The organism is Devosia sp. UYZn731 (assembly GCF_040546795.1).
In the GTDB taxonomy this organism is placed as follows: domain Bacteria; phylum Pseudomonadota; class Alphaproteobacteria; order Rhizobiales; family Devosiaceae; genus Devosia.
On record NZ_JBEPOL010000001.1, the window covers coordinates 506,133 to 518,872 of the forward strand.

At 60.2% G+C, this 12,740-nt stretch carries 14 protein-coding genes and 1 pseudogene; 6 read left to right on the top strand and 9 right to left on the bottom strand.

The window, feature by feature from the left end:
• Nucleotides 1-22 precede the first annotated feature (22 nt).
• Nucleotides 23-1,561, bottom strand: coding sequence for a winged helix-turn-helix domain-containing protein (locus ABIB57_RS02355; RefSeq protein WP_354038229.1), 1,539 nt, complete (start codon nt 1,559-1,561; stop codon nt 23-25).
• A gap of 105 nt (nt 1,562-1,666) precedes the next feature.
• Here ABIB57_RS02355 and ABIB57_RS02360 point away from each other — a divergent pair, with 105 nt between their 5' ends.
• A complete protein-coding gene (locus ABIB57_RS02360) occupies nt 1,667-2,158 on the top strand; it encodes a cupin domain-containing protein (RefSeq protein ID WP_354038230.1) in 492 nt (163 codons plus the stop codon).
• 536 nt (nt 2,159-2,694) lie between these two features.
• Here ABIB57_RS02360 and ABIB57_RS02365 read toward each other — a convergent pair.
• The 3 genes from ABIB57_RS02365 to ABIB57_RS02375 form a co-directional block, all read right to left on the bottom strand.
• The gene (locus ABIB57_RS02365; RefSeq protein WP_354038231.1) at nt 2,695-3,540 is read right to left on the bottom strand and encodes a helix-turn-helix domain-containing protein; all 846 of its coding nucleotides are present in this window, start codon (nt 3,538-3,540) and stop codon (nt 2,695-2,697) included.
• Nucleotides 3,541-3,544: 4 nt separating this feature from the next.
• Complete coding sequence (locus ABIB57_RS02370) at nt 3,545-4,114, bottom strand: carboxymuconolactone decarboxylase family protein (protein WP_354038232.1); 570 nt, start codon at nt 4,112-4,114, stop codon at nt 3,545-3,547.
• A 187-nt stretch (nt 4,115-4,301) separates the two neighbouring features.
• Nucleotides 4,302-5,186 (bottom strand): LysR family transcriptional regulator, encoded by an 885-nt coding sequence (locus ABIB57_RS02375; RefSeq protein ID WP_354038233.1) that lies wholly within the window; start codon nt 5,184-5,186, stop codon nt 4,302-4,304.
• A 211-nt stretch (nt 5,187-5,397) separates the two neighbouring features.
• On the opposite strand from ABIB57_RS02375, the gene ABIB57_RS02380 reads away from it, so the two are divergent.
• The 3 genes from ABIB57_RS02380 to ABIB57_RS02390 are packed head-to-tail and all read left to right on the top strand — an operon-like array spanning nt 5,398 to nt 7,578.
• Nucleotides 5,398-6,132, top strand: a complete 735-nt coding sequence (locus ABIB57_RS02380; RefSeq protein WP_354038234.1) for an SDR family NAD(P)-dependent oxidoreductase — start codon at nt 5,398-5,400, stop codon at nt 6,130-6,132.
• A 50-nt stretch (nt 6,133-6,182) separates the two neighbouring features.
• Nucleotides 6,183-6,950: an SDR family NAD(P)-dependent oxidoreductase gene (locus ABIB57_RS02385; protein WP_354038235.1), complete on the top strand. Its 768-nt coding sequence runs from the start codon at nt 6,183-6,185 to the stop codon at nt 6,948-6,950.
• A 28-nt stretch (nt 6,951-6,978) separates the two neighbouring features.
• Nucleotides 6,979-7,578, top strand: coding sequence for an NADPH-dependent F420 reductase (locus ABIB57_RS02390; protein ID WP_502914335.1), 600 nt, complete (start codon nt 6,979-6,981; stop codon nt 7,576-7,578).
• 152 nt (nt 7,579-7,730) lie between these two features.
• On the opposite strand, the gene ABIB57_RS02395 is transcribed toward ABIB57_RS02390, so the two are convergent.
• Complete coding sequence (locus ABIB57_RS02395; RefSeq protein ID WP_354038237.1) at nt 7,731-8,462, bottom strand: phosphotransferase enzyme family protein; 732 nt, start codon at nt 8,460-8,462, stop codon at nt 7,731-7,733.
• Nucleotides 8,422-8,784, bottom strand: a pseudogene (locus ABIB57_RS02400) (hypothetical protein). The gene ABIB57_RS02395 and the pseudogene ABIB57_RS02400 overlap by 41 nt, the downstream one beginning before the upstream one ends.
• Nucleotides 8,785-9,519: 735 nt before the next feature.
• Between ABIB57_RS02400 and ABIB57_RS02405 the strand changes: the two are divergent.
• Both ABIB57_RS02405 and ABIB57_RS02410 read left to right on the top strand, forming a co-directional pair.
• Nucleotides 9,520-10,413, top strand: a complete 894-nt coding sequence (locus ABIB57_RS02405) for a hypothetical protein (protein WP_354038238.1) — start codon at nt 9,520-9,522, stop codon at nt 10,411-10,413.
• Between the two features lie 16 nt (nt 10,414-10,429).
• On the top strand, nt 10,430-10,870 hold the full coding sequence (locus ABIB57_RS02410) for a hypothetical protein (RefSeq protein WP_354038239.1): 441 nt from the start codon (nt 10,430-10,432) through the stop codon (nt 10,868-10,870).
• A gap of 186 nt (nt 10,871-11,056) precedes the next feature.
• Here the strand turns inward: ABIB57_RS02410 and ABIB57_RS02415 are convergent, their stop codons facing one another.
• From ABIB57_RS02415 to ABIB57_RS02425, 3 genes are all read right to left on the bottom strand, one after another.
• Nucleotides 11,057-12,019 (bottom strand): AraC family transcriptional regulator, encoded by a 963-nt coding sequence (locus ABIB57_RS02415; protein WP_354038240.1) that lies wholly within the window; start codon nt 12,017-12,019, stop codon nt 11,057-11,059.
• A 242-nt stretch (nt 12,020-12,261) separates the two neighbouring features.
• Nucleotides 12,262-12,507, bottom strand: a complete 246-nt coding sequence (locus tag ABIB57_RS02420; RefSeq protein WP_354038241.1) for a hypothetical protein — start codon at nt 12,505-12,507, stop codon at nt 12,262-12,264.
• Nucleotides 12,498-12,692, bottom strand: a complete 195-nt coding sequence (locus ABIB57_RS02425) for a hypothetical protein (RefSeq protein WP_354038242.1) — start codon at nt 12,690-12,692, stop codon at nt 12,498-12,500. The genes ABIB57_RS02420 and ABIB57_RS02425 overlap by 10 nt, the downstream gene beginning before the upstream one ends.
• Between the last annotated feature and the right edge of the window lie 48 nt (nt 12,693-12,740).

Here is a 12,740-nt window from a genome sequence, read left to right on the forward strand (position 1 = left end):
GGAGAACCACGGATCATAGATTTCAGTTTTCCGGTAGACCCGCCAGTCGAAGCCCCTGGACCATGGGTCGAATGCGATCACGATTGCCGTAAGGTTGCCCCGCCTCGATGCTCGATATTGTAACACCAGGGGACACGGCGCGATAACGGGCGAGATACCGGGTGGCCTCAGCCATTTGGCCGAGATGAGCCGAAGATGCGATGAGGTGCCAATAGGTGCCGGAAAGGCCCTGATTAAACGCAAAGGCGCGTTTTGCCCACATCAGCGATTCTTCAAAATTCTCCCGGACACAATTTACCTTCGCGAGCCCGTCGAGGGCGAACCGCTGGATGGGATCGGTTGGGTTCAGATGCAGAGACCGTTGATAGCAGGCTAGGCCCTCGTCAAGGTCGCCCGCCCATGTGTTAGCCAGCCCCGAGACAACAAGGGCCATTGAGCTATTGCCATTTATCTCCACAGCGCGCCGCGCCGTTTGAAGCCCTAGGTCTTCATCGCCCGTGTTCATCATGGCGATACCAAATAATGCGAGCGACGCCGCATCCAACCCAATCATATCCGTGCCTTGGTCTATTCGGCGGAGCACCAGTCCACGGTCATCTCCAGTTAAGCTCTCCCAGCCAACCGCCAGGCGATGTTGGAGTACTTCGGTCGCTGCCGCCAGGAATTCGACGTTGCTAGGCTCCAGCTCAAGCGCCTTGAGATAAAATCCGTAGCCTGCCGCGTTGTCTTCCGGCCGTGAAGACTGCAGCCTGTGTCGACCACGCAGGTAGTAGTCATAAGCTTGGGCGCTATCGTCACCCGAAAGGCGCGCACGTCGTATCTCCGCCGCGTGGATCTGTGCTTCTACCGTAGCGGCAAGGCACTCGGTCATCGAGCTGGTCGCGGCTGGCTCCGACATTATCGGCACGTCAATGTGCTGTGCCCAAAGATGAGCGCCAGTCACGCCATCGATCAGCTGAGCTGTGGTACGAAGATTACCGGCAAAGTGCCTCGTACTGCCTTCAACCAGATATCGGGCGCCCAAGTTTCGGGCAACTTGGCGCGCGTCCATTGCGGGGCGCCCAAATTGAAAGCTCGACCGGCGGGCGATCACCGAAACTGATTTGAATCGTGCGAGCGCCGTCGTCAGGTCTTCAACGAAGCCATCGACTGGACTGGCCCTTTCGCCGTCGAGGTCCAGGTCCTCAAACGGCAGTATGGCCAGAGACGGCATTCCCATCGGCGCAGACCCAGATGAAGCCGGGAGCTCCTCGGGGATAAACCGATATCCAATGCCAGAGACCGTAACGATCCAATCGGCGCCGCTGGCAGACCGACCGAGCCGTCGGCGCAATTGCGCGATCTGGACGGAGAGATTGCTTTCCTCAACGGCGGTTTTCGGCCATGCCGCGTCCAGCAGATCGGCCTTGGTTATCACCTTGCCACGCTGTTCGAGCAGAGTGGCAAGCAGACAGGCGGACCGACGGCCCAGTGCTACTGGCGAGCCCGATTCAAATAAGACGGCGCTCTCGCGATCGAAAGAAAACGGACCGAAAGTCAGCTCGGCTGGAGGCATCTTCATTCTCCCTGCTAATTCTTCGGATTAATTCGGGAGAATTTCAATACGCGGACGCAGGAATTCTGTTCGCTGCCATGTCGGCCGTTATGGCCAATTGGGAGCACTTCCATGATTATTATACGCATCGCGGCAATGGCGACTTTACTGGGCGTCGGCTGCTTGTCAGCTCACGCGTTCGAACCGATTATATCGATCGGCGGGCAGCATAAATTGATCCATCCAGAGGGCGCGACGGATGAAATTATTGCAACCCAGGAACAGACTGACGGCCTGCTCGGCATTTTAACCCTGGGGAGTGCCGCCGGCGCTGGTCCGGGTCCGGCTATCATACACGCGTCGCGCGCAGAATTCTGGTATGTGCTGGAGGGAACCTACGAATTCCACGTGGGCGACAAAATCTTCGACGGCGGGCCAGGCACGTTTCTGGGCGTCGATGCCGGCCAGTCGCATGGATACATCGCCAAGACGGCCGGAAAGTTGCTCGTCACCTATCTGCCCGGCGGCTACGAACACTTCTTCATTGATTGGGAAAAACAGGGATTGGTGGCGGGACCTGAATTGGGCGCTCTCGAAAATACGTATGGCGTCACACGTCCCTAAGTTGCCGCGGACATTTCCCGCGTTTGCGAAGCTTTGACGGGTCGTCAATTGCAGGTGGCCACCCTCGGGTGGCAACCTTGCAGGCGTCTATGGCATCGGATCTTTGTCAGGCTGGGACAACATCGGCTCGTGCTACTCGCGCCTTCTACCGCCAGGGAGTGTGCGCGCGCCGTGTCATGAACTCCTGCAGGGCCGGCGGAATGCTCATGTCGGCAGTGCCGTAGACAAAGTATGACGGTAGGTTTGTCCAGGCAGCGTCTGCCAGTGGTTGTTTGAGCGCAACGTCAGTCACCGGTCGCTGAGTTGTGGCAAGGAGCGATGCGCTCTCATCGCTGAGGTCGGCTGCAAAGGCAGCCTTGAACTTTTCAGGTCGTACCGAAAAGTCATTGCTGCCGTCCGCCAGGCTCACCGGTGCTGCAAGCGAAGCTCCTAAAATGCTGCCCGGAAATTTACCCACCGGCTGCAGCGGTCTGGATCGTCTATCCTTCGCGCACCCTGCCGCTGCGCACTCGCGTGTTTATCGATCATTTTCGCGGTCAAGTGCCCTGACCGGTCGTTTTCGCAACATCTCCCACGAGCCGCAGATGCTGGGCGTCGGTCCAATCGTCAGCCGGAAACATCAGCTCGACCCGGATTTCTTCGGCCGCCACCGTCAGTGGCGTGCCGACGGTCGCAACCAGCGAAAAGTAGCGGAGGACGCCATCGTTGTGGCGTAGCCCGATTGGAATTACGGGCAGGCTTGAGGCTGAAGGGGAGGGTTTGATCCAATCATTGTCGACGCCCGGATAAGCCAGCAAGGTCTGGGTCAACTGCTCCATTTCCTGATCCTTGATCCGCCCTACCGCTTCGCGACCGATCCGCTGCAGGAAGCTCTTGGCGACGGTTGGCCAATCGTCGACATGCTGTCTAAGGCCGGATGGATCGAACAGCAGATGCAACATGTTGCGGCTCTGCCGGCGCGCGGCAAGGTCGACGAAGCTGCCAAAGAGGCGCGTTGTTGCTGCATTGGCATCGAGAACGTTCCAATAGCGATCCATGACGATGCCGGGATAAGGCAGCTGTTGCTCCAGCATGCGCCGCAGCGCACGGGTGACGGCGCGCATGGCGTCGTCGTCCCACGGTATCTCTGGAAAAAGCGGCGCATAACCGGCCGCCAACAGCAGGCCGTTGCGCTCGCGCAAGGGCACGTCCAACGCGTCGGCTAGAGCCATCAGCGTTTCGCGCCTGGGCACGCTGCGGCCGCTCTCGATAAAGCTGATCTGGCGCTGCGACGTGCCGGTGTCGAGGGACAGATCGAGCTGGCTTGCCCCGCGCACCGTTCGCCAATGCCGCAGGAGATCACCCAACGGGTAAGTGCCGACCAGATGAGCTCGATCTTGCATTGACCTACTCTGGGCTGTTTGAGGCGGCACTCTGCCACACATGGTCGGCAAACGCCGCCTCGACCGGCGGCTGGGCAATGCTGCTGACGTAGTTGGTAATCGTGGATGCCGCGACGACGCTCGTAGCTTCCAGCAACTGCTCCGGCCGGAAGCCGGCCGCCACGAACTCGACCTGCTCGGCGGGCGTCAGTTTGCCGCGCTGCTCGATCAGGCGGCGGCTGAGGGTCGACAAGGCAGCCAGCCGCGACTGGCCGGGCAGGCGCGCACCGCGAATAGCCTTAACGTCAGCCCCATCGATGCCGAAGTGTAGCGCAAGCCCCGAATGAAACGCCACCGCCCATTCGGCACCATTGGTGACAGCATTGGTCAACAGCAGCACTTGGAGTTCCGCATCCGTGAAGGTGCCCGCATGCACGCCAGAAAACAGGCTCCAAAAGCTTTTGATCAGCGCCGGCGAGGCGGCCATTACGCCGGCGACATTGGGCAGGAAACCAAACGCCTGCTGCAGTTGCGCCAGCACCGGCGATGCATCGTCGGGTGCGGTTTCGCGTGTAAGAACGAGATAGGTGCTCATTGCTTGGGTCCTTGTTGATGAAAGGGAAGCTACGAGCGCCGCAGAATGGTGCCAATTACACGGGATGTAATGACGTGAATTGGACGTTCCCGTCCGACCCCGGATGACGACCAGATGGGGGATGGGAACCGGCCGTAGCGCTGGGTGCTGGTAGATGTCCGATCAGCACCAAAGCGGAATTCTGGGCTCATTTGTACGCCCCGGCAAAAAGTGGAGCGTAGGCGGCGAGTCTGTGGGATACGAACTCGGTGAAGAGCCGCACTCGCTTGGTCTTGCGGGTCTCCCCCTGGGTGAGGAGCCAAACCGGCCCATACAGGTATAGGCCGGTACCGGGCACCCTTTCCAAAAGAGGATCGGCATCTCCAACAAAACACGGCATCGCCGTCATTCCGATACCGTGCCGTACCGCTGCCAGCTGTGCGTCGAAATCGGTGGTCCTGAACGGCGTTCCGGTTGTTCGAACCTCTCCTTCGCGGGTCCAGGCTGGAACTCCAGTTCCACTTACGGCGATCCATCTTGGATCAGGCCCACCTTTTTGCCACTCGGCCAGTCGACCGCGGGAGATGTAGAAGCCGCCATATAGCTCAGGGCCTTTGTGACCGTGAAGATTAAGCGGCAGATCTTCGCGGTTGTAGACAACCCGGATCGCAACGTCGGCCTCTCGGTTGGTCAGATTCGCCAACTCGCCGGACGGTAAGATTTCCATCTCGATATCCGGATGCAGACGTATGAAATCGGCGAAGTCCGGCATCAGCAGGTGCCCTGCCAGAGGTGGTGGAAGGGTGACCCGCAGCAGTCCGCTCACGCTCTGGTCGCGGCCGAAAACGCGCGTTTCCAACTGGCGAGACGAAGCTTCCATTTGCTCCGCGAGTTCGAGAACTTCAGCGCCCACAGCCGTCACGCGGTAGCCCGACGGCAGCTTTTCGAACATTTGCGCTCCCAGGTGGTCCTCAAGCTGGGCGATGCGTCGCAACACCGTAGAGTGGTTCACCCCTAGACGCTGGGCGGCGCCACGGACTGAGCCTTCCCGTGCGGCGGCCAGAAAGTAGCGTACGTTATCCCAATCGATCATGGTGCATTTCCGCGCCGCAAGTTGCGCTTTCGAGCCCGTCTGGCGGAGTTGCCAGCAGGCCACGGCACTCATACGTACCAAGTCTGGATCGTTTTCGCACCACCGATGTGCACGAGTAAGCACTCGCGGCATCGCTCGGGCCGACCCATGTTGAAGCTGTCGAGAAATCCCATCCCGGCAAGCCCCGAGCAACGAACACGGACCAAATAAAATGACCAGATTAAATGGGAAGACAGCCGTCATCACGGGCGGCGCTACCGGCATCGGCCTTGCCTCGGCAAAGCGTTTCATCGAAGAAGGCGCTTTCGTCTTCATCTTCGGGCGCCGACAGGACGCGCTGGACGCGGCCGTGGCCGAACTCGGGCCCAATGCCCGCGCGGTTGCGGGCTCCGTCGCCAACGAGAGCGACCTTGATCGGCTCTACACAGAGGTGAAGGCAGAACGCGGAACTCTCGACATCGTCTTTGCCAACGCTGGCGCGGGTAGCCAGCTCAAGCTCGGCGAGATCACCGCGGCGCATATCGACGAGACCTTCGACACCAATGTGAAGGGCACGATCTTCACGGTGCAGAAGGCGCTGCCGCTGATGGGTCCGGGCGGGTCGATCATCCTGACCGGCTCAAGCGCTGGCACCACCGGATCGCCGGCCTTCAGCGCCTACGGAGCCAGCAAGGCGGCGGTGCGCAATCTGGCGCGAACATGGGCAGAGGACCTCAAGGGCAGCGGCATCCGTGTCAACGTCCTGACACCTGGCCCTACGGCGACCGAACTGGCCAGGTCAGCACTCGGCGACGAGGGCGTGAGGGCCTTCGGCCTGATGAATCCGCTGCAGCGCATGGGTGATCCGGCTGAGCTTGGCGCCGCAGCAGCCTTTCTCGCATCGTCGGACAGCAGCTTCATGACGGGCAGCGAGATCGCCGTCGATGGCGGCCTAGCCCAGGTCTGACGCGCCCGAGCGCCGCTGCTGCTTTTAAATACCCAAGAAAGAGAACAAAAATGGACCACTCGCAAAAAGGCAAGACCGCTCTCGTGACCGGTGCATCACGCGGCATTGGCCGTGCAATTGCCCAACGACTTGCAGAGGACGGTGCGACAGTTGCGCTGACTTACAACGCCGGAAAATCTGATGCTGAAGAGGCAGTCGCATCCATCGAAAGGGCCGGCGGTGCAGCGTTCGCAATCCACGCGGACCTCGTTGACCCGGCAACCGTCCCGGCCTTGTTCGAGAGACTCGACGAGGAGTTCACCAAGCGAACCGGAAGCAAAACGCTCGACATTCTGGTCAATAACGCAGGCAATGCCGGCTGGGTTGGCTTCAGAGACGCCACCCCCGCCAGTTGGGACACTCTGATGGCGGTATACGCCCGCGCACCTTTCTTCATTGTTCAGGCCGCGCTTGATCGCCTCGCCAATGGAGGCAGCATCATCAACATTTCGTCCGCTGCTTCGACAAAGCCAGTGACTGCCGCGCCCGTCTATTCGATGGCCAAAGCGGCGATCAACACTCTGACCCAAACGCTCGCGGCGGAGCTGGGCCCACGTGGCATTACCGCCAATGCCGTGGCGCCGGGGCCGACGCGAACCGACGGAAATGCCGACGCCCGGAATAACCCCGAATTCGTGAAAGCTTTCGAGGCACAAACCGCGCTGGGACGCTTTGGTGAGCCCTCGGAAATCGCCGCCGTGGTGGCATTCCTGGCTTCCGAGGACGGCCACTGGGTGACCGGTCAGACGATTGAGGCGAGCGGCGGCTACAAGCTCTGACACCGACAACAAACGAAGGAGAATGCAGATGAGCTATGCAATAATCGGCTTCGGCAAGATCGGCCAGGCTTTGGCCAGGGCGTTTGCCCGCAACGATATGGAAGTATCGGTAGCGACCACGCGCGACCCGAAAGCCTTTGCAGCCGATGCGGCTGCGATCGGGCCCAAGGTCGTTGCCAAAACATTGGCGGACGCCGTTAAGGCCGACATCATATTTTTGGCCGTCCGCTTTCAATCGCACGCAGATGTCGCCAACGCGCTCGCCGCCTGGCATGGAAAGATCATCGTCGACGTGACCAATGCCTATGGCGTGTCCAGTGAGGACTTGGGCCACCAACCATCAGCACAGGTCGTTGCACGGGCCTTCCAGGGGGCGAGCGTGGTCAAGGGGTTCAACCATCTGACTGCGGCTCTGCTTGAGCAGTCTCCGGCAGTGCATGGCGGCCGGAGAATCGTGTTTCTAGCGGCAGACGACGCCGCAGTAGCGTCGAAAGTCGGCGCCCTGGCAGAAAGTCTCGGATTTGCGCCAATCCAGCTTGGCGGGCTTTCGGAAGGCGGGCTGCTTGTGCAGGCGCACGACGAGATTTGGGGACATCTGATCTTCAAGGACTTGGTCAAGTTCGCCTGACGGACACGATTTCTCACAAATGGAGGTATGCAGGCATCCGCTTTCGCGTACCTCCGCAACCCGGGCCCTACTACGTCACGGAGGTATAGGCAGGTCAGTTTGGCACCGGAGGAGAAGGCGCGGTCCGCTTTGAGCCAGAAGCGGGCGGCGGACTAGACGGCTCGTACCTCGGCGAGCCGTTGTTTGGAGTAGTCGTCATCCCAGCAAACCGCTGCTTCCCACGCAGCGGACGCTTGTTGAGCAATGTCCCAGGTTTGTGGGTCAAGATTAGCGGCGTTGTGAGGGAGTTCCAAGTCAAGGTCGGGAACATCGGCATGAGCTTCGTCCCAGTCAATGAGTGCGACCCTGTGTGAAGTCATCAGGATATTGCGTGGGTTTGCGTCACCGTGCACGGCGCAGGTCTCTCGACCGGCGAGGCGCGCCCATGCCGCCCGGCAGCGAGCAACGCCTTCGGCAGGCATCCTGGTCAAATCGACGCGTGTCCCCCGTTCGACCTGCAACAGATCCGTAGATGATCGCCAGCCCGGCCGTTGTGGCCATCCCCACGTCAGGTGATGCAACTCGCGCAGCGTGTCGGCAACGCGCCGCCAATCTGGCTCAGTTTCGGGGGGGCCGCCTTCCAGATATTCCATCACAACCAGACCGCTCACGAATGGTCGGCCATCTAATGTGGGGATTGGCGCTGGCACCGTCATGCCATGTCGGTCGAGATGTTGGAGAAGGCCGATTTCCCAAGCCAAGTCGGCGTCACTGCGGGTGCCCAAACGAGCGACAGCGAGCCGCCCGCCGACGTTTACGCTCCAGACGTCATTGGCAACGCCTCCGGTGAGCCGCTCGATGCGGCTAGCGTTTTGGCCCCAGTTTGCAAGTGCTTCCCACCCCATCCTCGCCGATCCCGTCTTCAGTCAAGTTGAGCCTGCTCCTGCGATAGCGCAAGACCACCGCGTTTGTCAGGCGCGGAACCCGGCTCATCCGGCCTTCCGTCTATACGTCTGTTCTATGTCGAGAACAAAAACCTTGTCGAACAGGCTCAGGAGGTCCGCGCCGGGCGGCGGTCCTGCCAGCGGCTGGCCTGTTTAGGGTCGCCGACCTAGGCCAACACTCGATCGCCATGGACGACGTAATAGCCCTGTCGCTCTAGCTCAGTCGCGACACAGGTTTTTCCTGTGCCGGAACTGCTTCGATCAAATAATTCTTGATGCCCATCACCGCGATTTATCACGGCTAACAATCAGCCGAAAAGGTGCTCGGCACGACCAGATTGGGGTGGGTATCGGTCGGGCCGCTTACGGTTCGGCACGTTAGCGAAGCAGACGTTTGGCGACTGGCGGCATGGGGCAGCTCGCGAATGGCAGGTTTGGGATCCTTGCGGTGGATAGCTGCCATGGCATGCAGTCCTCGCATTCTGCAGCTTTCGCCGACATTTCCTTCTTGCAGGACGTGGTGCACGACCTCCCGCCAGCCTTCGGGACTGCAACACGCCATGCCCCGGGCCCCTTGGCAGACCGGTGCTCGGGGCATCAATCGCTTTCCAAAGTCTCGTTAGGCGGCACTCGGCACTGAAGCCTGGTCAGGTCCGAAGGCCGTCGAGCCATATGGGTAAATGCCTCCTAAGCCGGTAAGTCCCGCGAGGCCGAAATAGGTAGATTGCTTGCCTCAGCGGTAGGTCTGTCGATCTATTGATCTCAATGCCACTCAGGCGCAGCTTTGTGGCGTATCTGGAGGATTTGTTATGAGTAGAGCCTCAGTTGCCGCTTTAACGCTGGCCTTTATCTTGTCGGGCTGCTCCCCTTCGGTCGTGGCAGTCCAGCACGCCGACCGGGGAGACAGATCTGGCCTTGGCTCTGGGCCAGGCGGCTCTAAAGGTGGTACGATGGTGGGCGCGCCCGGACCGGTGGCCGGGATCGGTCTGCCGATCTTAGCTGTGGCCGGCGGCCTCATATGGATCAAGTCTCGCAAGCGGCGCCCGGGTCGCCTCGGCAGGTGAGCCGCCTGCCAGCCTCTGGCGTACTGACTCTGGCGCCAGACCGGGACGTTTCGCGCCGTTTGCTATTTTGCAGTTTGATAGCAATTGGCTATGCGAACGGCATTTTTCAAAACATTTCTGCTGCCGTTTCCGAAGGGGGACCTCTGTCGGCGGCAATGAACACCTTTGACGTCAGCGTCTTTGTTTGGCTCAGCTTTGGTGCGGGCCTCCTGCTTGTAGGCCGGTCTTCTTCGATTGAGTCGAGCAGAGGTGATTGGCTCCTCATCGCCGCCGCCGGGGTGGCAATGTTGCTTCCGGTGCCGGACCTGAGTTGGCTGGCCAATTCCGGGCTGGCACTTTCCCTTCTCGTCCGGTCTGGGCCCGGCAGCACGTTGCGGCGAGGTGCGGCAATCCTTTTCGCTGTAACAATCCCCATGTTCTGGGCGCGCATCGTTATGAGCGTATTTAACGACACAATCCTCGCAGTAGATGCCACGCTCACCGCATGGGCCGTCGGCTCCGGGCGAAGCGGAAATATCGTTCCCTTCGCCGATGGGTCTGGGGCCATGTGGATCGCCCCTGGCTGTTCTTCGTTCAGTAACCTCTCATTGGCAATCCTGGCCTTCGTCGGCCTGGTGAATGTCACCTCGGGTAAATGGTCGCGAGCAACTATAGGGCTAGGGGCGCTTACCTGCGCCCTCGTGGTGGTGGTCAACGTCACCCGCATCAGTCTGATAGGCTACTACCCCGACCATTACGAACTCATCCATGGGGAGGTGGGAGCCGGCGTTGCCGGTTGGCTCACAACTCTACTCATCATGGCCATTGGCTGGTTTGCGGTTCGGCGCGATGCGATCACATTGGACTAAGCTGGCGCTCATCGTCTTGCTCGTTGCAAGCCTTGGGCTTAAGGCTCGGAGCAGCGATGCATCCAGCCAACCAAGAGAGCAGCCGGGAGATACTGCACTCCTCGGCGCCTTGTCGGCAGGCGGATTTGCCATCTCAACGAAGGATGGCCTCGAAAGTCCCACCTGGGTTGCAGATAAAGGCGATTGCCACATCGAGGTCACCACAGTGACTCCGCTGGGGTGGCATCAATCAGCCATGGCCGACCGCGCCGGAAATCAAAATCTAGCCTACGTCTATGCCGGACATGTCTATGAACACCAACCCGTGATGCTCACTAAGATGGATTATTATTGGCACAAGCTGGCCAACTACTTCTATCTGGCCGGGCAGCCGCCTCCCGTTTTTGGCGTTGTGAGCTCAGCGAACTGCACTGCGCAGTCTGTCGGTACCGATCTCATTGCTCGGCTTCTGCTTTGAAGAACTTTCGGAATAACCAAGCAGGTGTTGTTGGCAAGAATCTGCAGTTGGCAAAGATAATCCGACGATAAACTTCGCTTTTATCCAAACCTGCCCACGCCGGCGGTATCCACGCCGACGGGGATCCGCATGTCGAGCGGCAACCTGGCAGTATTCAAATTGAGAGTGGCCGGACGGCTGCCTGTCTCAGCGCATGGATCCTGGCGTGCCGCCGAAGCGGCGGCGGAAACTGCGGTTGAAGTAGGAGACATCGCCGAAGCCGCACAGCAGCGCGATCTCGCCAACACGCAGACCGTCGTTGCGCCGATCGGAGAGCATTTGGCGGGTGCGAAGCAGGCGAAGCTCCAAGATACGCTCGGAAAAGCCAAGACCCGTTTCCTGCAACAGATCATGGATATAGCGCGGCGAAAGGCGAAGCTCGTTGGCGACAGTTTGCGCGCTGATGCGCGGATCCGTGTAGTTGGCGCGGATCTTTTCGAGAATTGCCGCCAGGCGAGCGGCGCGCAGCCCCGTCAGACCCGCAAGCTCGGCTGCCTCGCCCTTGGCGCCGGTCGCCAATCCGACCAGATCGACAATGGTGGAGGCCGCGTGAGCTCCCAGATCTGGCGTAAGGGTCAGTCCGTTGCCTTCCAGCATGGCCCAATAGCTGCGCAGCAACCTCAAGGCCTCGTTATCCGCGCCGATACGCATCGCCAACAGGTCATCGATGCTGGCGAACGCGCCGGCCAGAACCTTTTGCGGAATGACAATGTTGCCCCAGACGTTCCTCTCGTTGCCGGTCATCTCAAAGGCCTCGGATGCCGATACCAGCGCCGCCTCCCCACTGGCGATCGCATAGGTCCGCCCGATCTGGGAACCCACCATTTCGGACGCGCCATTGTTGATCAGCAGCAGATAGCCATCGCGGCTATCTTCCTTGATATGCTGAGCTTTGCGCGACGCATGTTTTATGGTGCCGGCCATTCGGCCCAGATTGACCTCACCGACGGCGCGGGCCTCGATTTCGGCATTGAAAGGAATATTGTCGGCAATCGAATAGTCCACCGACCAGATTTCGGCCATGTGGATGTCTTGCCACAGGCCAAACTTGGCCTGTTCGTTGAGGTGCGACGGCAAGCTACTCGATGAGAAGACAACTTTGTCGGGCAAGATGGCACCTGGGGCACTGGGCGGGATGTTAGCTCGAAATCATGACCGTGTATCGCCGGTTCATAGGGAGGCTCCTATCTGGCCGCGCATGAATGAAACCTGACCGAGGTCGCATCAAACCGACCGATGCGCTCCGCCAGAAATCGGGCGCCCAGGCACCCGAGAGCCCTACCCTCCTCACACGCACGAGGCCCATCTGCTCGACCTTGGGCAGATGAGCCTCATCGTCGACGTCACAGAACCTAGAACTTGTAGCGGTAGCCGGCACCCACATGGGCGTTGGTGCCGATATCGGGGCCGGCAATGGTTGTGGCGTAGAGGTCCAGCGTCGCATTTTCCGTTATCGCCCAGGCGGCATGAGCGCCAAATTCGCCCCAGACGGTATTGGACGCAGTAGCGGTCATCGTGCCGAAGCCGGTGGTATGGACCGAAAGCCCGCTGTCGCCGCCAAGGGTCGTGCCCAGGGCGGCGTGGAGTGTCAGGTCCACGTCAGGGGAAATCGGATGGGTCCATGAGCCGGCCAATGCAGCGGTGGCCGCCCCTCCGGCCCTAGTTTAATGCATTTGTGATAGAGCGTATCCAGCAATACGGCGTGGTCGAAAATATCCTTGCCGATCAGGAACGGCGCCATGTCGGCGGCAATGATGACGAGGGAGGCGCGCCCACCCTGCATCGGGGACGCTTCCCCATGCCGAACTGGCCGTCCTCGGTTTCGATGCGC